Origin of the sequence: Sciscionella sediminilitoris (genome assembly GCF_000737195.2) — a bacterium.
Classification (GTDB): Bacteria; Actinomycetota; Actinomycetes; order Mycobacteriales; family Pseudonocardiaceae; genus Sciscionella; species Sciscionella sediminilitoris.
In genome coordinates this window covers 1-20,714 of record NZ_JALM01000056.1, presented here as the reverse complement: position 1 = coordinate 20,714, position 20,714 = coordinate 1, and the positions used below count along the sequence as shown (strand labels likewise).

At 69.5% G+C, this 20,714-nt stretch carries 18 protein-coding genes; 13 read left to right on the top strand and 5 right to left on the bottom strand.

Features of this window, described 5'->3' with window-relative positions; all coding sequences use genetic code 11:
* Nucleotides 1–2: 2 nt before the first annotated feature.
* Nucleotides 3–893, bottom strand: coding sequence for an LLM class flavin-dependent oxidoreductase (locus tag AD72_RS21980; RefSeq protein ID WP_197285043.1), 891 nt, complete (start codon nucleotides 891–893; stop codon nucleotides 3–5).
* Nucleotides 894–1,016: 123 nt separating this feature from the next.
* Here AD72_RS21980 and AD72_RS21975 point away from each other — a divergent pair, with 123 nt between their 5' ends.
* The 3 genes from AD72_RS21975 to AD72_RS21965 are packed head-to-tail and all read left to right on the top strand — an operon-like array spanning nucleotide 1,017 to nucleotide 3,412.
* Nucleotides 1,017–1,658 carry a TetR/AcrR family transcriptional regulator gene (locus AD72_RS21975; RefSeq protein WP_231644925.1) on the top strand — a complete coding sequence of 214 codons (642 nt, stop codon included), beginning with the start codon at nucleotides 1,017–1,019 and terminating at the stop codon, nucleotides 1,656–1,658.
* Nucleotides 1,655–2,608, top strand: coding sequence for an AurF N-oxygenase family protein (locus tag AD72_RS21970; protein ID WP_037346891.1), 954 nt, complete (start codon nucleotides 1,655–1,657; stop codon nucleotides 2,606–2,608). The genes AD72_RS21975 and AD72_RS21970 overlap by 4 nt, the downstream gene beginning before the upstream one ends.
* Before the next feature lie 9 nt (nucleotides 2,609–2,617).
* Complete coding sequence (locus AD72_RS21965) at nucleotides 2,618–3,412, top strand: PIG-L family deacetylase (protein ID WP_031468437.1); 795 nt, start codon at nucleotides 2,618–2,620, stop codon at nucleotides 3,410–3,412.
* Nucleotides 3,413–3,468: 56 nt separating this feature from the next.
* On the opposite strand, the gene AD72_RS21960 is transcribed toward AD72_RS21965, so the two are convergent.
* Entirely contained in the window at nucleotides 3,469–3,858 is a 390-nt protein-coding gene (locus tag AD72_RS21960; RefSeq protein ID WP_031468436.1) for a rhodanese-like domain-containing protein, read from the bottom strand.
* Nucleotides 3,855–4,436 (bottom strand): cysteine dioxygenase, encoded by a 582-nt coding sequence (locus AD72_RS21955; RefSeq protein WP_031468435.1) that lies wholly within the window; start codon nucleotides 4,434–4,436, stop codon nucleotides 3,855–3,857. Before AD72_RS21955 ends, AD72_RS21960 begins: the two co-directional genes overlap by 4 nt.
* Nucleotides 4,437–4,726: 290 nt before the next feature.
* Between AD72_RS21955 and AD72_RS21950 the strand changes: the two genes are divergently transcribed.
* The 3 genes from AD72_RS21950 (at nucleotide 4,727) to AD72_RS21940 (ending at nucleotide 6,567) form a co-directional block, all read left to right on the top strand.
* Nucleotides 4,727–5,419, top strand: coding sequence for a VC0807 family protein (locus AD72_RS21950; protein ID WP_051898875.1), 693 nt, complete (start codon nucleotides 4,727–4,729; stop codon nucleotides 5,417–5,419).
* Between the two features lie 78 nt (nucleotides 5,420–5,497).
* Nucleotides 5,498–6,121 (top strand): hypothetical protein, encoded by a 624-nt coding sequence (locus AD72_RS21945; protein ID WP_031468433.1) that lies wholly within the window; start codon nucleotides 5,498–5,500, stop codon nucleotides 6,119–6,121.
* A gap of 200 nt (nucleotides 6,122–6,321) precedes the next feature.
* Complete coding sequence (locus AD72_RS21940; RefSeq protein WP_031468432.1) at nucleotides 6,322–6,567, top strand: hypothetical protein; 246 nt, start codon at nucleotides 6,322–6,324, stop codon at nucleotides 6,565–6,567.
* A gap of 188 nt (nucleotides 6,568–6,755) precedes the next feature.
* Here AD72_RS21940 and eda read toward each other — a convergent pair whose 3' ends face one another.
* The gene (gene eda / locus AD72_RS21935) at nucleotides 6,756–7,376 is read right to left on the bottom strand and encodes a bifunctional 4-hydroxy-2-oxoglutarate aldolase/2-dehydro-3-deoxy-phosphogluconate aldolase (protein ID WP_031468431.1); all 621 of its coding nucleotides are present in this window, start codon (nucleotides 7,374–7,376) and stop codon (nucleotides 6,756–6,758) included.
* 133 nt (nucleotides 7,377–7,509) lie between these two features.
* On the opposite strand from eda, the gene AD72_RS21930 reads away from it, so the two are divergent.
* Together AD72_RS21930 and AD72_RS21925 are read left to right on the top strand one after the other, a co-directional pair.
* The gene (locus AD72_RS21930; RefSeq protein ID WP_031468430.1) at nucleotides 7,510–8,094 is read left to right on the top strand and encodes a cysteine hydrolase family protein; all 585 of its coding nucleotides are present in this window, start codon (nucleotides 7,510–7,512) and stop codon (nucleotides 8,092–8,094) included.
* Nucleotides 8,091–9,002, top strand: a complete 912-nt coding sequence (locus AD72_RS21925) for a GlxA family transcriptional regulator (protein ID WP_031468429.1) — start codon at nucleotides 8,091–8,093, stop codon at nucleotides 9,000–9,002. Before AD72_RS21930 ends, AD72_RS21925 begins: the two co-directional genes overlap by 4 nt.
* Here the strand turns inward: AD72_RS21925 and AD72_RS21920 are convergent.
* Nucleotides 8,980–11,055, bottom strand: a complete 2,076-nt coding sequence (locus AD72_RS21920) for a molybdopterin-dependent oxidoreductase (RefSeq protein ID WP_031468428.1) — start codon at nucleotides 11,053–11,055, stop codon at nucleotides 8,980–8,982. The two genes, AD72_RS21925 and AD72_RS21920, sit on opposite strands and share 23 nt — an antisense overlap.
* Nucleotides 11,056–11,160: 105 nt before the next feature.
* Here AD72_RS21920 and AD72_RS21915 point away from each other — a divergent pair, with 105 nt between their 5' ends.
* From AD72_RS21915 to AD72_RS21895, 5 genes are all read left to right on the top strand, one after another.
* Nucleotides 11,161–11,775: a trimeric intracellular cation channel family protein gene (locus AD72_RS21915; protein WP_037346887.1), complete on the top strand. Its 615-nt coding sequence runs from the start codon at nucleotides 11,161–11,163 to the stop codon at nucleotides 11,773–11,775.
* A gap of 13 nt (nucleotides 11,776–11,788) precedes the next feature.
* A complete protein-coding gene (gene hrpA, locus AD72_RS21910; protein ID WP_031468426.1) occupies nucleotides 11,789–15,673 on the top strand; it encodes an ATP-dependent RNA helicase HrpA in 3,885 nt (1,294 codons plus the stop codon).
* An 85-nt stretch (nucleotides 15,674–15,758) separates the two neighbouring features.
* Nucleotides 15,759–17,459, top strand: a complete 1,701-nt coding sequence (locus AD72_RS21905) for an AMP-binding protein (protein ID WP_031468425.1) — start codon at nucleotides 15,759–15,761, stop codon at nucleotides 17,457–17,459.
* 155 nt (nucleotides 17,460–17,614) lie between these two features.
* A complete protein-coding gene (locus AD72_RS21900; RefSeq protein ID WP_197285042.1) occupies nucleotides 17,615–18,283 on the top strand; it encodes a MarR family winged helix-turn-helix transcriptional regulator in 669 nt (222 codons plus the stop codon).
* A partial coding sequence (locus AD72_RS21895; RefSeq protein ID WP_031468423.1) for an MFS transporter occupies nucleotides 18,280–20,714 on the top strand: 2,435 nt, incomplete at its 3' end. The genes AD72_RS21900 and AD72_RS21895, both read left to right, overlap by 4 nt.

Here is a 20,714-nt window from a genome sequence, read left to right as displayed (position 1 = left end):
GGTCACGCGCGGTTCAGCGCGGCGAGGATCCGGGAACCGGCTTCGCGGGACTCCTCGCGGAGCACGAACCGGGTGATTCCGAACCGTTCGGCGTACCCGTGCAGTTCCTCGGCGATCTGTGCCACGGTGCCGACCAGCGCGTAGGGCACCGCGCGCAGATCCCGCGGGGCCACCGAGACCTGTTCGCCGAGCCGGTGCAGCGCGGTCTCGGCGTCCTCGGTGATCTCGAGGTGCTGCACGAGGGCTTCGAGAACCGGCGGCTGAGCCTCGCCCGCGCCCGCGCGCACCAGCCCGGTGTGCCGCCGCAGTTGTGCCAGGGACCAGGGCGCGGTGTGCCGGTGCCCGTCCGGAAGGGTGTGGCCGAGCCCGGCGAGCCCGACCGCGTCCGCGTGCGCGCCCGCCCAGCGCAGCAGCGCCGGATTGCCCCCGCCGAGCAGCAACGGGATCCGGTCCTGCACCGGCCGCGGCTCGGGCAGTACCGCCCCGGTTTCGGTGATCGTCTCGCCGGCGAGCAGCGCCGAGGTCTGTCCGGCCACCCGCAGCAGGTGCGCGATGCGCTCGGCGGGCGCGGGGCGGGTCCGGCCGAGCATCTCCCACTCCGCGGGGGTGTGCCCGGCGCCGAGCCCGAGTTCCGCGCGCCCCGCGCTGATCCGGTCGAGGGTGGCCACATCCGAGGCGAGCAGCAGCGGCTCGCGGATGCCCGCATTGAGCACGCTCGTGCCGAGCCGCAGTGTGGAGGTGGCCGTGGCGGCCGCGGCGAGGGTGACGAACGGGGACGCGGTCAGGCCGGGATGGTCACCCACCACCAGCGCGCGGTACCCCTCGCCCTCGCAGCGCTTGGCCAGTTCGGTGACCGCCATACCGCGGGTCAGCAGGTGGAATTCGATCGGCACCGCACCAGCTTCGGGGACCGGCAGGGCACCGGCAAGGAATCGCCGCTGCGCTGTCGGTGAACGCGCCCGACCGACATGCAAGCCTGCTTGCTTGTAACTTGGATCGCGGTTACCGTGATCGCTGTGACCGAGAACACGCCAGCGCGGCCGTCCGGGCGCAGGCAAGCCGACCGGCGCGCCGAGACCCAGGCCCGGCTGCTCGACGCGACCGTGGACTGCCTCGCCGAACTGGGCTGGTCGGGCACCTCGACCACCGAGGTGGCCCGGCGGGCGCGGGTCTCGCGCGGCGCGCAGCAGCACTACTACCGGACCAAACTCGATCTGGTCACCGCGGCGGTCGAGCACCTGGTGCGCAGGCAGCAGGCGGAGTTCGAGCGCGCCTTCACCGCCTTACCACCGAGCGGGCGGACCGGGGCGGCCGCGCTGGACCTGCTGTGGTCGGTGTTCTGCAGCCGCAGTTTCCGTGCCATGGCCGAACTGCTCAACGCCGCGCGCACGGACAAGGCACTGCGCGAGCCGTGTGCCGGACTGACCGAGCGGGTGGTGGGAGTGACCGAGGAGACCTTCGGCCGGTTGTTCGGCGGCCCGCAGAAACTGCCGAATCCGGAGCTCGTGCCGATCGCGCTGCGCGGGCTGCTCGCCCTGTTCACCGGGCTCGCGCTGCAGAACGGGGTGGACGACGACGCGGGCGGGCACCAGGCCGAGGTGATCGGCTACATCAAACAACTCGCGAAGCTGTTGGTCCCGGAAAGGAGCCGAGGATGAGCACGGTCGATCGAACACGGCAAGCGAGCAAGGCCGGGGAGTCGCGGAAACCCAAGGAACCGAAGCCGCGCGAGCAGGTCGCCGAGCGGCTGCTCAAATCCAGTGCCGGGCTCTGGTACGACCCGGAGCTGGACCTGGACTGGGCCGCTCCGCTGGACGAGGACAAGTTCTTCATCCCGCCCGAACTGATCACCCTCTACGGCACGCCGCTGTGGGATTCGCTGAGTCGCGCGCAGCGCATCGAGTTGTCCCGCCAGGAACTGGCGAACACGCTCTCGGTCGGTATCTGGTTCGAGAACGTACTCATGGAATTGCTGGTGCGGCTGAACTATCGCAAGGACCCGACCTCGAACCACGTGCAGTACGCCTACACCGAGCTCGCCGACGAATGCCGGCACTCCACCATGTTCGGCAAGGTGATCGACCGGATCGGGGCGCGGCCGTACTCCCCGGGGTTCTTCTGGTTCAACCTCGGCAAGGTGTTCCCCTTCCTGCTGCGCGGTTCGCCGATGTGGGTCGCCGCGCTGATGGGCGAGGAGGTGTTCGACGTGCTGCAGCGCGACATCCTGCGCGGCGGCGCCGAGGAACTGCAGCCACTGGTGCACGGTGTGATGCGGATCCACGTCACCGAGGAGGCGCGGCACATGCGCTTCGCCCGCGAGGCCCTGATGCGGCGTCAGCGCAAGGCGGGGTTCGTGGAGAAGCAGTTCGCGAAGTTCATCGGCGGCGCGGCCGCGGTGGTGCTCGGCACCCTGCTGAACAACAAGGAGATGTACGCCCGCGCCGGACTCGACGCCGAGCAGGCGCACCGCCAGGCCAAACGCAATCCGCACGCGCACGCGCAGTTCCGGCACGGGGCCGCGCGCATCGTGTCCTTCTTCTCCGAGAAGGGCGTGGATGTGATGGGTTTCCCGTACAGCCTGCTCTGGCGGTACGCGAAACTCCTCTAATCTGCGGGTATGGCAACCATTGTCTCGTTCCACGCCCATCCCGACGACGAATCCATCGCGACCGGCGGTGTGCTGCGCAAGGCCGCCGACGAGGGGCACCGCACGGTGCTCGTCTCCGCGACCCACGGCGAGCGCGGTGAGATACCCGAGGGCTTCCTCGCCGAGGGGGAGCAGTTGGCGAGCAGGCGCATCGCCGAGACCAGGGCCGCTGCCGAGGTGCTCGGCGTGTCCAGGGTGGAATTCCTCGGCTACGAGGACTCGGGCATGGTGATGGGGGAGGCGATGCAGGACGAGAGCAACTTCGCACCCAACGCGTTCTGGACCGCCTCGGTGGAGGAAGCGGCCGAGCGGCTGGCCACGATCCTGCGCGAGGAACAGGCCGATGTGCTCACCTGCTACGACGAGCACGGCGGCTACGGGCACCCGGACCACATCCAGGTGCACCGGGTCGGCATGCTCGCCGCCAAACTGGCCGGGACCCCGCGGGTCTACCAGGCCACGCAGAACCGCGACCAGGTGCTGAAGGCGATGCGGGAGTACGCCGAGCGGTCCGGGGCGGAGAACTTCGAGCCTCCGGCCGAGATCGGGATGCCGGAGGCCGAACTGACCACCGAGGTGGACGTGCGCGAGTACGCCGGGGCGAAACGCGCCGCGATGCGCGCGCACGCCAGCCAGATCGCCGAGGACTCGTTCTTCCTCGCGATGCCCGAGGAGGATTTCCTGCGGGCGTTCGGCACCGAATGGTTCATCCGCGTCGGCACGCCCGCGGGGATCAGCGAATCGGACCTGCTCACCGGCCTGTGACCGGGCTTGCGCGGTCACCATCGAACACCGCGTCCTGGTCACAGGACCGGCGAGCCTCAGCCAGGAGGGGCAGTGACCGGGAGCCCGGCGGTCTGCCAGGCTCGGAAGCCGCCGATCAGGTCGGTCGCCCCGGGCAACCCGATCCGGTGCAGATCGCGTGCGGCGAGGCTGGAGGCGTAACCCTCGTTGCAGAACACGATCACCGTGCTGTCCGCGTCGAAGCCCTCCATGCGGTGTTCGCCTTCCGGATCGAGGCGCCATTCCAGGTGAATGCGTTCCACGATGCGTGCCCCCGGAATCGCCCCCTCGGCCGCGCGGTTCGCCTCCGGGCGGATGTCCACCAGCAGCGCTCCGTCCGCGGCGAGCGCGGCGGCCCGGGCCGGATCGACCCTGGCCAGTTCCGCGCGCGCCGCGGACAGCAGCCGCTCGACACCGGTCGAGGTCACGGTTCCACCGTGTCGGCGAGCACTTGCGCGAAGGACTGGCGCGGCGGCAGCGGCGGGATCTCCGCGGGCAGGTCCCGCAGGCTGTCGTACTCCCTGGTGGGAACCGCGGGCGGGGAATAGGCGTGCACACTGGCCGCGGGCGCGTCCGAGGTGTTGCGCACCTGGTGGGCCCGTCCGGCGTCGAAACCGAGCGCGGCACCCGCAGCGTGATCGGCATCCCGGATCAGCCTGCCCGGGTAGCGGTACTGCTCGTGCAGCCGTCCGGTGAACACGGTGAACGAACCGGCGGCGCCACCGTGATCGTGCGGTTCGGTGTGCTGCCCGGGCAACCAGGACAGCAGCCACAGCTCGACGCCCTGGGTCACGGCCAGCCTGGCCCACCAGCGCTGCGGGGACTCGTAACGGAGCAGCTCACCGAGCGGTTCGGCGAACTCCCTGGCGACCGTCGAGGTCAGATCGCGCAGCTGGCGCGGATCCCACAGCAGCCGGTCGGCGGGCAGCAGCGCGGCGAGCCCGGGGGCGTGCAGTTCGGGGTGCAGGACGAGCTCGGACGCGCTCGTCTCGGCGAAAGTGGTCATGATTCGGCTCCGGTGAAGACATGCGGGTGGGTACGGATCAGGCGCGGGGGAGCCGGGGACACGCGGCCGTGGTGACCCGTGCGAAGTCGACGATGCGGTCGCTCCAGGTCAGTAGTCCGTACACACCCGGCATCCTCACCGGATCAGGCAGGCGGGCGCAATGTGGTCCACACCGTGGTAAAGGCGCGGGGACCGAGATGTTCGTCAGCCGCGACCACTGACGGATGTCAGGGCCGGGTCGTGACGCGCGGCGGGGGAATGGGAACCGGCGCGGTCATAGCGTTTCGGTCATGGAACAGAACCAAGCCACCGAAACCCAGGACACCACCGTTGCCCAGGTCCAAGGGCAGCAGTCTCAGCAGGCCAGATGGCGGGTGATCGCCCCGCTGGTGGTGTTCGACATCCTGGCCCCGCTCGGCTCGTACTACATTCTGCACGCCTTCGGGGTCAGCGATGTGATCGCGCTGACCGCGGGCGGTCTCATCGCCGGGCTGCGCGCGCTGTACACGGTGATCCGGGACCGCAAGATCGACGGATTCGCGGTGTTCGTGCTCAGCATGTTCGCGCTCAGCCTCGGCATGGTGTTCATCACCGGTGACGCCCGGTTCGTGCTCGCCAAGGACTCCTTCGGGATGGGCTTCGCCGGACTGGTCATGCTCGGCAGCTGCCTGCTCGGCAAACCGTTCACCTACTACTCGGGCAAGCGCTTCTACAAGGGTGGTGGCCCGGAGGCCGCCGCCGAATGGGACGAGCGCTACCGCACCCTGCCCGCCTTCCGGGCGAACCTCGTGCGCATCGCCGTGGTCTGGGGCGTCGGCCTGATCGCGATCGCGGCCATCGTGATCGCGCTCGTCTACCGGCTCCCGATCTCCACCATGGTCACCGTCAGCAATGTCGTGCACATCGCGGGCATCCTCGTGCTGATCCAGGTCACCCGGAAACTCGTGATGCGGGCGCGGAAGGCGGCCGCGGCGCAGGGCTGAACGCCGGGTACGGTGACGGCGCGCAGCGCGGGGGCGGGGATCGGCAGAGCAGGCACGGTAGCGGGAGGTCTACCCGAGATGGATCAGGTTTGGTACGCGTCCTATGGCTCGAACATGTCCGCCGCGCGGTTCGGTTGCTACCTCTACGGAGGGACGCCGATCGGGGGGACGCGGCGCCACCCCGGCTGCCGGGACACCAGGGCCCCGGCCGACGACCAGGCACTGGAACTGCCCGGCGGGGTGTACTTCGCGGGCGAATCGCGGAACTGGACCGGAGGCGTGGCCTACTACGACCCCGAGCTGACCGGAACCGCCTACGCGCGGGCCTATCTGGTGACCGGTGAGCAGTTCGCGGATGTGGCCGCGCAGGAGACCGGACGGGAACCGGGGGCGGAGATCGATGTGGCGGCCGTGGTCCGGGACGGCCGCCTCAGCCTCGGTCCGGGCGGTTACGAAACCCTGCTGTGCCTCGGGGAGCGGGACGGCCACCCGATCGTGACGTTCACCGCGCCCTATCCCGCGGCCGCGGTGGAACACACCGTGCCCGCGGCCGCCTATTTGCGGACTCTCGCCGAGGGATTGGTGCAATCCCGGGAATGGACACCGGAGAAGGCCGCGACGTACCTTGTCGAACTGTCCGGCGTGCGGGGGAATTGGACCGCGGCCGAGGTGACTGCCCTACTGCCCGCGGCGACCGGCTGAGAATTCCCCGAATTTCCCGGCACGGCAACGAAACCTCGCCGACCCCTGTTTCTGAATGAAGCTTCGGTAACCCCGGTTAGATAACGATTCGGTGCAGTGCGGTGGAACAACGGCCACTACTCGCACGTTAACCGAAATAGCTCGCTATCATCGGTGTTGGCGGCCTCGCAAAACCCATTAATCGTTCGGAATCAGGGATCATGACGCTCGTTCTCACAGTGCTTCTGTTCACCGCTGTCGTCGCGGCAAGCGTGGTTTTCGTCGTGCGAACCGCGTTGAAGGCTCGCCTGTCCGAGGACGGCGACGCCCCCGATCCGCTGGACGAATACGTGCACTCCGCGCGCGCCTCCTTCGCCGAGACCCGCGCCAGCGTGAGCCGGTTCGCCCGTGGGGGCGAGGATGAGCTCTCCGCCCCTCAGGTCCACGTCCACTCCAGCAGCCGCTAGCGGTGTCACGGGGCGGGTTGCTCGGCGGGTCCGGTGGCGGAACCTCCGGCGTCCCTTCGCTCCGGGATCACCTTCTGATGTATCCCCCATGCACGGCGGCGGTGCTGGCCTCGCGAGGAAACGCCGGAGAATCCGCCGCGGTGCGAGGGGCGTGGGCGGTGAAGGCGGCTACGCCGCTGGGGTAGGGCCTAGCTGGTGTGCAGTTGCGTGCTCTCGGCGGCCAGCTGGGTGATCCTGGCGTAGTCCCCGGCGGCGAGCGCGTCGGCCGGGGTGAGCCAGGTGCCGCCGATGCAGCCCACGTTCGGCAGTTCCAGATACTCGCCGGCGGTCGCCGGGCGAATGCCACCCGTCGGGCAGAACCGCAGGCCCGGCAGCGGACCGTTGATCGCCCGCAGATAGTCCGGCCCGCCCGAAGCGGCGGCCGGGAAGAACTTCAGCTCGGTGAACCCGCGCTCGGCCAGCCGCATCGCCTCGGAAACGGTGGCGGCACCGGGCAGCGTGGGAACCCCGGTCGCGAGCACCGCGTCCAGCACGGTATCGGTGGTCCCGGGCGTGACCAGGAACGCGGCCCCGGCCTCCACGGCGGCAGCGGCCTGCTCGGGTGCGGTGATGGTGCCCGCGCCGACGGTGAGCTCACCGACCTCGGCCGCGATCCGGCGCACCGACTCCAGCGCGGCCTCGGTGCGCAGGGTGACCTCGATGACCCGCACTCCGCCCTCGACGAGCGCGCGGGCCGCACCGACGGCCTGTTCTGGATCGGTGAAGACGGCGACCGGGATGACTGGGGCGATATCCAAGGGGGAGTCCATGCCCCGATTCTCGCGCCTGCCGGTTACGCGCCCGCAAGCGGGCGGTGCGGCGAGCAGAGCGTGACCGGATCGTTCCGCTGTCCGGCTTGATCGGGCGTTCCGCGCGCCCCGGCGGCCCGGCGAGACTCGGCACATGAAACGAGCACTCCTTGTCGTGGACGTCCAGGAATCCTTCCGAGCCAGGGACAGCTGGCGGATCATCTCGAACCCGGACATCGTGGCGCGGGTGAACGCGCTCGTGGCTCACGCGCGTGCCGAGGGCGAACCGGTGGTGTGGGTGCTGCACACCGAACCGGGCACCGGGAACGTGTTCGATCCGCCCCTCGGGCACGTGCGGCCGATCGAGGGGCTCGCGGTCGAGGACACCGACCCGGTGCTGTACAAGACCTCGCACAACGCGTTCACCACGACCGGTCTGCAGCGGCTGCTCACCGAGCACGGCATCGCAGAGGTGCTGGTGTGCGGGATCCGCAGCGAACAGTGCTGCGAGACCACCGCCCGGGTGGCCTCGGACCTCGGGTACGCGGTGACCTACGTGGCCGACGCGACCGCCACCCACCCGATCCCGCACCCGGAAGCACCCGCGGGGCAGTCGATCGAGGAGCTACTCGCCGATCCGCGCACCCTGCACCCGGAGCAGATCCTCGAGCGCACCACCTACGCGCTCGCCGGCCGGTTCGCGACGATCGCCACGGTGGCTACGCTGACCGGATCGTGAGTACCGTCTTCTTCCTCCTCGTCCCGGGCGTGCACCTGCTCGACCTGGCCGGTCCGGCGCAGGTGTTCCACGGCGCCGCGGACCACGGGTACCCCTATCGGCTGCGCTACCTCGGGGAACGGGAACAGGTGCGCACCGCCCAGGGAGTCGCGGTGAGCGCGGAGACGGACTGGCCGGAGCCGGGGCGCGGGGATCTGCTCCTCGTTCCCGGCTGGCGGACCGGCAACCTGCCGCCGCCGCACGGCCTGGGCGCCCCGGTGGTGCGGATGCTCGAGGAGCACCACGCCCGCGGTGGCCGGGTGGCCAGTGTGTGCGCGGGGGCCTACGCGCTCGGCATGGCCGGGCTGCTGGACGGGCGCGAGTGCACCACCCACCACGAACTGCAGGACGCGCTCGCCAGGCGGTTCCCGGCCGCCCGCGTGGTGCGCGATGTGCTCTACACGGTCAGCGGCCCGGTGGTGACCTCGGCCGGGATCGCCAGCGGGATCGATCTCGCGCTGCACCTGCTCGCCGTCGCGCACGGTCCGGGTCTCGCGGCGCGGGTGGCCAGATCGATGGTGGCCTACACCCGGCGCAACGGGCACGAGCAGCAGGACAGCGCGATGTTGCGGCACCGCTCGCACACCGACGACCTGGTGCACCGGGCCCAGGACGTGCTGGACGAACGGTTCGCCGACCGGCTGGTGCTCGGTGAGCTCGCCCGCTCCCTCGGCTGCGCCGAGCGCACCCTGACCCGTCAGTTCACCAGGGCGACCGGGCTCACCCCACTGCGTTATCAGCAGGCGCTCCGGCTGGAGCGGGCCCATCAGCTGCGGTCGAACGGGGCGAGCGCGGAGACGGCGGCGCGCACGGTCGGGTTCGGCGACGCCCGGATGCTGCGCAAGCTCAGCCAGCGGGCTCGAGGCTGACCGGGAGCCCGGAGAGCGCGGCGGTCCCGGTCAGCTCGTCGTAGAACGTGGTGTCGGTGATGTCGTTGAGGCTCACTCCCGCGTGCTCCTCGGCGATCCGCATCCTGGTGCCCGCGCGGTGATGCCCCCAGCCGTGCGGCAGGCTCACCACTCCCGGCATGACCGACTCGGTGACCTCCACCGGTACGAGCACCGCTCCGGTACGGGACCGCAACCGTGCGCGCTGCCCGTCGGCGAGGCCGAACCGCCGGGCATCGGACGGGTGTACCAGCAGCGTGCACCGCGGTCTGCCCTTCACCAGCCGCCTGCTGTTGTGCATCCAGGAGTTGTTGTCCCGCAGCTGGCGGCGGCCGATCAGCAGCAGATCGGCGGCCTCCCGCTCGAGGCGTTCACGCAGCCTCGGCAGATCGGCGAGGAACGCCTGGGGAGCCAGGTGCACGGTCCCGTCCGCGGTGTACAGCCGGTGCGGGAACCGGGGCGCGAGGCCGCCGAGGTCGATCCCGTGCGGATGCGCGCGCAGCTTCCGCAGGGACAGCCGCCTGCGCCGGAGCAGCAGATCCACCAGCACCTCAGGGGGCGGCACCGGGAGGCGCCCCGCCAGCCGCCCGGCGAACACCCGGGTGGCCAGCCCGGCCAGGATCTCCCAGTCGTGCCGCTGTTCCGGCCCGCGCCGGAACACCGCGGGCGAGTACTTCGCCACCGCGCGCACCGCGACGTGTTCCATGACCAGCTCGTAGTGCGCGCGCTCCAGTGCCACGGTCGGCGGCAGGATCACGTTCGCGTGCCGGGTCGTCTCGTTGAGATAGGGATCCACGCTGACCATGAAGTCCAGCCCGGGAAGCGCGGCCTCGAGGCGGGACCCGTCGGGGGAGGACAGTGCCGGGTTCCCGGCCACGGTGAGCAGCCCGCGCACCCGGCCGGGGCCCGGGGTGGCGATCTCCTCGGCGAGCGCGACCACCGGCAGCTCGCCCGCGACCTCGGGCAGCCCGCGCACCCGGGAGCGGAAGGTGCCGGTGGACCCGGTCTGCCCGATCAGCGCGGCCGACGGGACCAGATCGACCGCGGGAAGGGCGAACATCGCGCCACCCGGTTCGTCGAGGTGCCCGGTCAGCGCGTTCACCGCGGTGATCAGCCAGGAACAGGCTCCGCCGAACTCCTGGGTGCTCACCCCGATCCGGCCGTACACCACCGCGCGCGGGCTCGCCGCCAGCTCCCTGGCCAGCGCCCGCACGGTGGCCGCGGGGATCCCGGTCACCGGCGCGGTGCGCTCCGGGCCGAACTCGCGCACCGCCGCGCGCAGGACGTCCACCTGGGACAACGGCTTGCTCGCCCGCACCAGGTTCTCCTCGAACAGCACGCGCACCAGCGAGGCGAGCAGCAGCGCATCGGTGCCCGGCCGGATGAACAGGTGCTCATCGGCCTTCGCCGCGGTCTCGGTCCGCCGCGGGTCGAGCACCACGAGCCGCCCGCCCCTGCGGCGCAGCGCGGCGAGCCGATCGCGCATGTTCGGCGCGGTCAGGATGCTGCCGTTGGACACGAGCGGGTTCGCCCCGATGCACACGAACAGCTCGGTGCGGTCGACATCGGGGACCGGGAGCAGCCCCTGATGACCGAACATCCGCCAGGCGGCGAGCATGTGCGGCAGCTGGTCCATCGAGCTCGCCGAGTAGAGGTTGCGGGTGCGCAGCGCGTGGTAGAAGGGCAGCCCGTAGAGCACCGCGCCGAGATTGTGCGCGCCCGGATTGCCGTGGTAGACCGCGAGCGCGTCCCGGTCCTCGCGGCGTACCGCGCGCAGTCCGGCGGCGGCGTGATCGAGTGCTTCGGTCCAGCCCGCTTCGCGCCAGCCGTCCCCGGAGCGGATCAGCGGGGTGCGCAGCCGGTCGGGATCGGCGTGGATATCGGCGAGCGCGGTCGCCTTCGGGCACAGATAGCCGCGGCTGCGCGGATCCTCGGGGTCGCCGCGCACTCCGGTGACCCGCTCGTCCTCGACCGTCACCGTGATCCCGCAGGTCGCCTCACAGAGCGTGCAGCTGTGCAGATGCGTCGTGCTCATGGCTGCTCCAGGATGTCGGCCACGGCCACCTCCATGTGCCCGGATCAACCGTAGCAGCCGTACATACCAGACGGTATGGCTTGCAGGGGTGAGAGGAGGACGCACGTGGTGCTGCACGTGCTGTACCTGATCGGCGTCGGTGCCTTCGCGGTCAGCGGGGTGCTCGCCGCGCACAAGGCGAACCTGGACCCGTTCGGCGCGATCGTGCTCGGATTCCTCGCCGGGCTCGGCGGCGGGACCACCCGGGACCTGTTACTCGACCGGCACCCGCTGTACTGGCTGCACGATTGGGTGCTGCTGACCGTGATCCTCGGGTCCGCCGTGGCGACGATCGGGTATCTGCGGTTTCGCATGGTGCCGCGGCGGACCCTGCTCACCGTGGACGCGCTCGGCCTCGCCGTGGTCACCGTGATCGGCGCGCAGACCGCGATCGCCGCACAGGTGAACCCCCTTGCCGTGGTCATCCTCGCCACGATCACCGGGGTCACCGGAGAGCTGATCCGGGATGTGCTCGCCGGGGAACTCCCGCCGCTGCTGCTGCGCGAGGAGATCTACGCGACCTGCGCGGCCACCGGCGCGGTGGTGTACCTGCTGTTGGACACCCTCGGCGCGCCGCGCACCGCGAGCACGGTGACCGCGGCGGTTCTGGTGTTCGGCTTGCGCATGCTCGCCATCCGGTTCGGTGTGCACCTGCCGAAAAGCGGGCGACGGACACCGTAAACTGGTAGTCCGGATGTCCACCTCAACCACCGACCGTCTCGCCGAACTGCGCCGACGGCTGCCCGAACTCATGCCGCGCGATCAGCATCGCCTCGGCAACCGGCTGGCCGGCGCGCGCAAGCTCCGCGATCCGGCCAAGCTCGCCTCGGTGACCGACAAGATCGGCGCCGACCTCGAACGGGCGCTCGCCAGGGTGAGCGCCCGGCAGGCCGCTGTGCCCGCGATCAGCTACCCGGAACAGTTGCCGGTCAGCGCGCGCAAGGACGAGATCGCCGAGGCCATCGCGAACAACCAGGTGGTCATCGTCGCCGGGGAAACCGGATCGGGCAAGACGACGCAGCTGCCCAAGATCTGCCTCGAACTCGGCAGGGGAGTGCGCGGCGCGATCGGGCACACCCAGCCGCGCCGGATCGCCGCGCGCACCGTCTCCGAGCGCATCGCCGAGGAACTGGGCGACGAGAGCGGCGAGGTGACCGGGTACAAGGTGCGGTTCACCGACAGTTCCGGGGAGAACACCCTGGTGAAGGTGATGACCGACGGGATCCTGCTCGCGGAGGTGCAGAACGACCGGCAGCTGCGCGGCTACGACACGATCATCATCGACGAGGCGCACGAACGCAGCCTGAACATCGACTTCCTGCTCGGTTATCTGCAACGGTTGCTGCCGCAGCGGCCCGATCTGAAGGTGATCGTCACCTCCGCGACCATCGACCCGGAGCGGTTCGCCGAATACTTCGGGGACGCGCCGATCATCGAGGTCTCCGGGCGCACCTATCCGGTCGAGGTGCGCTACCGCCCGGTCGCCGATCCGGAGGATCCGGAGGCCGAGGAACGCGATCAGGTGGCCGCGATCGGCGCGGCGGTCGACGAGCTGCGTGCCGAAGGACCGGGCGACATTCTGGTGTTCCTCTCCGGGGAGCGGGAGATCCGGGACACCGCCGATGCCTTGGCGCGCAAGAAGATCCCGGACACCGAGGTGCTTCCGCTCTACGCGAGGCTGTCCTCGGCCGAACAGCACCGGGTGTTCGCTCCGCACCGCGGCCGCCGGATCGTGCTCGCCACCAACGTCGCCGAGACCTCCCTGACCGTGCCGGGGATCCGCTACGTCATCGATCCCGGTACCGCGCGGATCTCCCGGTACAGCAACAGGTTGAAGGTGCAGCGGCTGCCGATCGAGCCGGTCTCGCAGGCCTCGGCGAACCAGCGCAAGGGCCGCTGCGGACGACTCTCGGACGGTATCTGCATCCGGTTGTACGCCGAGCAGGACTTCGAATCGCGGCCGGAGTTCACCGATCCGGAGATCCTGCGCACCAACCTCGCCTCGGTGATACTGCAGATGGCCGCGCTCGGGCTCGGGGACATCGCCTCCTTCGGTTTCGTGGATCCGCCGGACCGGCGCGCCATCACCGACGGCATCACCCTGCTCACCGAGCTCGGCGCGTTCGACGCACAGCACCGGCTCACCGAGACCGGCCGCGCGCTGTCCCAGTTACCCGTCGACCCCCGGATGGGCCGGATGATCCTCGGCGCGCGGGACGGGGCCTGTGCCCGCGAGGTGCTGATCATCGCCGCCGCACTGTCCATTCAGGACCCGAGGGAGCGGCCCGCGGAGCATCAGCAGGCCGCGGACGCCGCGCATGCCCGGTTCCGCGATCCCGACTCCGATTTCCTCGCCTACCTCAACCTGTGGAACTACCTTCGCGAACAGCAGCGCGAGCTTTCCGGGAGCCGGTTCCGCAAGCTGTGCCGCAACGAATTCCTGAACTATCTGCGGGTCCGGGAATGGCAGGACATCTACGCGCAGTTGAAACAGCTCGCGAAACCGCTCGGCGTGGTGCCGAAGGACGGCGAAGCGGACCCGAAGAACGTGCACATCGCCATTCTCTCGGGGCTGCTCTCGCACATCGGCGTCAAAGAGGGCCCGGGGAACGAATACCTCGGCGCGCGTGGCGCGAAATTCGGCATCTTCCCCGGTTCCGGGCTGTTCAAGAAGGCGCCGCGCTGGGTGATGTCCGCCGAACTGGTCGAGACCACCCGGCTGTGGGCGCGGGAGAACGCGCGCATCGAACCGGAATGGGTGGAACCACTCGCCGAACACCTCGTCAAACGCAACCACAGCGAGCCGCACTGGTCGAAGAAGGCGGCCGCGGTGCTCGCCACCGAGCGCGTGACCCTGTACGGGGTGCCGATCGTGACCGGGCGCAAAGTCAACTACGGCCGGATCAATCCCGAGGAATCGCGGGAACTGTTCATCAGGCATGCGCTCGTGGACGGGGAATGGGAAACCCACCACGAATTCTTCGCGGCGAACCGGAAACTGCTCGCCGAGGTCGAGGAGCTCGAACACCGTGCGCGGCGCCGCGACATTCTGGTCGACGACGAGGAACTGTTCGAGTTCTACGACGAGCGCATTCCGGCCGAGGTGGTCTCCGGGCGGCATTTCGATTCCTGGTGGAAGAAGAAGCGGCGTACGGATCCCGATCTGCTGAACTTCGAGAAAGCGATGCTGATCAGCGAGACGGGATCCACCGTCGATGAGGCCGAGTTCCCCGACGAGCTGCCCTGCGGGGAACACCGGCTGCGGCTGACCTACCAGTTCGACCCCGGCACCGAATCCGACGGGGTGACCGCGCACATCCCGCTCGCCGTGCTCAACCAGGTCAGCCCGGAGCTGTTCGAATGGCAGGTTCCGGGGCTGCGCGAGGAACTGCTCACCGCGCTCATCAAATCCCTGCCCAAGGAGCTGCGCCGGAACTTCGTCCCCGCTCCCGATTTCGCCAGGGCGGTACTGGCCAGGGTCGAGCCGGGCAAGCAGCGCCTGTTCGACGCGCTCGAATCGGAGCTGCGGGCGATGACCGGGGTCGTGGTGCCGCGTAACGCCTGGGACATCACGAAACTGCCCGGCCACCTGGTGGTCAACTACCGGGTGGAGCGCAAGGGCAAGAAGCTGGCCGAGGGGGCGGACCTCGCGGCGCTGAAACAGCAACTGCGCCCCAGCATGGCCGAGACGCTTTCCGATGCCGCGGGGGACCTGGAACGCAGCGGGCTGACCGGCTGGACGATCGGGGAACTGCCGAAATCGGTGAGCCAGCGCAAATCCGGGTTCACCGTCACCGGCTATCCCGCCCTTGTCGACGAGGGGGACACGGTCGCGGTGCGGCTGCTGGAGTCGGCGCACAAACAGCGGCTGGCCATGCTCGCCGGAACCCGGAAACTGCTGCTGCTCAACACGCCCTCGCCGAGCAAGTACGCGCTGCGCCACCTGGACGGCCGGGCGAAGCTGGTACTCGGCAACAATCCGCACGGCGGGCTGGACGCGCTCGTCGCCGACTGCGTCAACGCGGTGCTCGCCACGCTCATCGCCGAGGCGGGCGGACCGGCCTGGGATGCCGAGGGCTTCGCGAAGCTGACCGAGCTGGCCCGCTCGCGGTGCAACCAGATGACCCTGGAGCTGTTGCGCACCGTGTGCGAGGTGCTCGCCGAGTGGCAGGCGGTGGAGGGCAAGCTCACGAGCCTGGACGCGAACCGGTACCGCACCTCGCTGTCCGATGTGCGCGCCCAGGTCGACGGGCTGGTGCACAAACGGTTCATCGCCACGACCGGGATCGCCCGGATGCCCGCGCTCGTACGGTACCTGCGCGCGGTGCGGTTCCGGCTGGAGAAACTGCCCCGCGATCCGGAACGGGATCTCGACTGGACCGAGGATGTGCGGATCGTGGCCGAGGAATACCGGAAATTCCTCGCGGAACTGCCACCGGCCACCCGAACCGGGCGGGCCGCGCGGGAGATCCGCTGGATGATCGAGGAGTTCCGGGTGAGCCTGTTCGCCCAGGAACTCAAGGCCGCCTATCCGGTGTCCGCCAAACGGATCTACCGTGCCATGGACCAACTGCAGTAGCAGGGTTCGGGACGGACGAGGTAGAACTGTCCGAGTCGCCCCGGGAAGGCCGCAATGAGGAGGCTGCAATGAGGAGGAAGTGCCCGTGACCGCTACCGATGAGTTCCGCACCGCGAGGGACTACCTGCTCGCCAACCGGGAGGACTACGAGTCCGCCTACCGCGGGTTCAGCTGGCCCGCGCTGGACCGGTTCAACTGGGCCCTCGACTGGTTCGACCAGCTCGCCGTGGACACCCCGGACGCGCCCGCGCTGTGGATCGTGGAAGAGGACGGCACCGAGTGCAAGCTCTCCTTCGCCGAGCTGTCCGCGCGCTCCAACCAGGTGGCGAACTTCCTGGCCGGACAGGGGGTGCGCCGGGGCGACCGGCTCATCCTGATGCTCGGTAACCAGGTCGAGCTCTGGGAGACGATCCTGGCCACGATGAAGCTCGGCGCGGTGATCATCCCGGCGTCCACCCTGCTGGCGGCGAGTGATCTGGTCGACAGGGTGCAGCGGGGGAACGCCCGGCACGTGGTCACCGGTGAGGCGAACGCGGCCACGTTCGCCGAGGTGCCGGGCGAGTACACGAAGATCTGTGTCGGCGCCGCCCCGGACGGCTGGACCGACTACCGGAAGGCCTACGAGCAGAGTGCCGGGTTCACCGCGGACGGGCCGACCAACGCGGACGACACCCTGTTGCTGTACTTCACCTCCGGAACGACGGCCAAGCCCAAGCTCGTGGAGCACACCCACGCCTCCTACCCGGTCGGGCACCTCTCCACGATGTACTGGATCGGGCTGCAGCCCGGGGATGTTCACCTGAACATCTCCTCGCCCGGCTGGGCCAAGCACGCGTGGAGCAATGTCTTCGCCCCGTGGAACGCGGGCGCCTGCGTGTTCATCTACAACTACACCCGGTTCGACGCGGCCGCGCTGCTCGCGACGATGGGCCGGGCCGGGGTCACCACCTTCTGCGCCCCGCCGACCGTGTGGCGGATGCTCATCCAGTCCGATCTCGGTGCGCTCGCCACCCCGCCGCGCGAGGTCGTCGGCGCGGGGGAGCCGCTGAACCCGGAGATCATCGAGCAGGTGCGCAAGGCCTGGGGAACCACGATCCGGGACGGATTCGGGCAGACCGAGACCACCGTGCAGATCGGCAACACCCCGGGACAGAGCGTGAAACCGGGTTCGATGGGCAGGCCGATCCCCGGATTCACCGTCGCACTCGTGGACCCGGCGAGCGGGGCGGTGGGCACCGAGGGAGAGATCTGCCTGGATCTCGCGCAGCGCCCGCTCGGGCTCATGGTCGGGTACCGGGACGACGAGGAACGGACCGCCGAGGTGATGCGGGACGGGCACTACCACACCGGGGACGTGGGCTCCCGGGACGCGGAGGGCTACATCACCTACGTCGGGCGCTCGGACGATGTGTTCAAGGCGAGTGACTACCGGATCTCGCCGTTCGAACTCGAGAGCGTGCTGCTCGAACACGAGGCCGTGGCGGAAGCGGCCGTGGTTCCCTCACCCGATCCGGTAAGGCTCGCGGTGCCGAAGGCCTACGTGGTGCTGGCCGCCGGGTACCCGGCCGAGGCGGAGACGGCGCGCTCGATCCTGGCCTTCGCCCGCGCCCAGCTGGCCCCGTACAAGCGGATCCGGCGCCTCGAGTTCGCCGAGCTCCCCAAGACCATCAGCGGCAAAATCCGCAGGGTGGAGCTGCGTGGACGGGAGAACGAGCTGCACGCGGACGCGGCGGCGAAACCGGGAACCGAGTTCGGCGAGGACGACTTCCCGGACCTCAAAGGGTAGGAGCACCGTAACGCAAGCCCCTGTGCGCTGACTCACGGGAAAATAACTTGCACTAGCCGCTCGACAAGGTGCATTGTTGATGACGGCAACTACTTGCATGGGTCATGCAACGTAGCCGTCGACTTCAATCATCTCGATATCTGGAGCGGACGATCGTGCTTACCATTCCCGAACCCGGGGTGGCGCGGGTCGACGACGGAATCGATACCGCCAGCGAAAGCGCTCGGCTCGCCGCCGTCGACAACGTCGCGACCCAGGTGCTGCGCACCACCCGGCTCACCCACTTGGCCTGGCACGCGCTCGGCAAGGAGTACGGCCCGGACATCGATCCGGTCGGGTTCCGGGTCCTCGCCCAGGTGATCACCGGCGGACCGGTACGGCTGACCGCGCTCGCCGAGGAACTGTTCACCGACACCTCGACGATGAGCAGGCAGACCTCGGCGATGGTGAAGGCCGGTCTGCTCGAACGCAGGCCGGACGCCGCGGACGGGCGGGCCAGCCTGCTCGCCGCCACCGAGAAGGGCGAGCGGGTCTTCGAACACGTGCGCGGGCGCCGCGAGGAACTGCTCGGCGGGCTGCTCGACGAGTGGTCCGAGGAGGACGTGCACCAGCTCGGCGTGCTGCTCGAGCGGTACAACCGCACGCTCGCCCAGCACTACGTGCCCGCGCACTGCGCCGACCACAAAGCCGACCACAAAGCGGAGCACAAGGCCGAGCACAAAGCGGACCACAAAACTGTCGGACCTCGTGCGCACACTGAACAGCGGACGCACGCGAACGACCAGAACGACACCACACAAGATGAAGGGGAGGGCTGTTCATGACTACCGCTGCGGCATCACCCGCGGCGAGCTCACGGGAGGCTTCGTCACCAGCAGGGCTGTCCCACCGGCAGATCTTGGTGATCCTGTCCGGGCTGATGCTCGGCATGTTCCTCGCGGCGCTCGATCAGACGATCGTGTCCACCGCGGTGCGGACGATCGCCGATGATCTCAAGGGGCTCGACCAACAGGCCTGGGTGACGACGGCGTATCTGATCACCTCGACGATCTCCACGCCGCTCTACGGCAAGCTCTCGGATATGTACGGCCGCAAGCCGTTCTTCCTTGCCGCCATCTCGATCTTCGTGATCGGTTCGATCGCGTGCACCTTCTCCACCTCGATGTACATGCTGGCCGCGTTCCGTGCGCTGCAGGGCATCGGCGCCGGTGGCCTGATGTCGCTGGCACTCGCGATCATCGCGGACATCGTTCCGGCCCGGGAGCGGGCCAAGTACCAGGGTTACTTCCTCGCCGTGTTCGGCACCTCGAGCGTGCTCGGGCCGGTCATCGGCGGCGCCTTCTCCGGTGTGGACAGCATCGCGGGTATCGACGGCTGGCGCTGGGTGTTCCTGGTGAACGTGCCGATCGGCATCATCGCGCTGTTCGTGGTCGCCAAGGTGCTCAACATCCCCGGGAACAGCAAGGACGCGAGCAAGCGCAAGAAGGTCGACTGGTGGGGCGCGACGGCGCTGATCGTCGGGCTCGTCCCGCTGCTGCTGGTGGCCGAACAGGGCCGCGAATGGGGCTGGGACGCGACCGGTTCGCTGATCTGCTACATCGTCGGCGCCGTCGGGCTCATCGGCTTCGTGATCGTCGAGAAGTTCATGGGCGACGACGCGCTGATCCCGTTGAAGCTGTTCCGCAGCGGGGTCTTCTCGATCACCGCGGGCGGCGGCCTGCTCGTCGGTCTGGCCATGTTCGGCGGTATCGCGATGCTCCCGCAGTACATGCAGATCGTGCGCGGAGCCTCGCCGACCGAATCCGGGTTCCTGATGCTGCCGTTCGTCGGCGGGATGATGGTCTTCTCGGTGATCTCCGGTCAGATCACCTCGCGCACCGGGCGGTACAAGATCTTCCCGGTGATCGGTACGGCACTGCTGACCGGTGCCGCGGTCCTGTTCCACTTCCGGCTGACCGCGGACACCTCCTTCGGTGAGCTCTCCGGCTACATGGTGATGTTCGGCGCCGGTCTCGGTCTGTGCATGCAGACCCTGACGCTGGCCGCGCAGAACGCGGTTCCGGTGCGGGACATCGGGGTGGCCAGCTCCACGAGCACGATGACCCGGCAGCTGGGTGGCACGCTCGGCACGGCCGTGTTCCTCTCCATGCTGTTCTCCACGGTCGGCACCAAGATCGGGGACGCGTTCAAGTCCGCGGCGAACACCCCGGAGTTCCAGAACGCGCTCGCCCATCCGAGCGGTGGCGCGCAGAGCGCGCAGGTGGCCCAGCAGATGGCGCAGGGCCCGCAGGGTATGGCCGCGCTTTCCGGGAAGGTCATGCAGGACTCCTCTTTCCTGCAGCACATCGACCACAACCTGGCACACCCGTTCTTCGTCGGGTTCTCGAACTCGATGCAGATGGTGTTCCTCGCCGCCTCCATCGTGGCCGCGGTGGCCTTCCTGGTCTTCCTGTTCATGAAGGAGATCCCGCTGCGCAACACCTCCGGTGTGCAGGAAAAGGCCGCCGCGGCGGCCGAAGCCGGTTCCGACGGGCCGGTCACCGCGGGAGCGGGCGCATCGTTGCTCGACGAGACGGCCGGGCCGGTGCGGTCGATCGATCCGAACGAGGACAGGGAGCTCGTACACGCCATGGCAAACGGCGATATCGGGGAGCCGAACGGAAACGGCGCCAACGGTTCCGGGCGGCACGGTGCGGCACAGGTCGTCGCATCGGCCGGGGAATTCGCCCCGCGCGCACCCGGCGCGCACCGTATCCGGGCAGAGGAGATGACAGCGGCGCAGATGAGTACAGCGCAGATGAGTACAGGTGGCAACGGAACCGGCCCGGGCGGCATTCCGGTACACGGCACGGTGCACCGCGGTGGCGGCGAACCGGTGCCGGGTGCGGTGCTGACCCTGATCGACACCGGCGGCAGGCAGGTCGGCAGGGCTACCGCGGGGCCGGAGGGCGGATACCGCCTCGACGCCCCGACGGCCGGACGGTACGTGCTGATCGCTTCGGCGGGCGCGCACCAGCCGGAGGCCTCGACCATCACCGTCGGCGGCGAACCGCTCGGCGTCGACCTGATGCTGACCGGGACCGCGGGACTGACCGGCCTGGTCACCAGCGCCAGCAGCGGGCAGCCGGTCGTCGGGGCGACGACCACCCTCGCGGACGCGCGTGGCGAGGTCGTCGGGGCCGAGACCACCGACGAGCGCGGGCTCTACGAGTTCCGTGAGCTGGTCGCGGGCGAGTACACCCTCGTGGTGAGCGC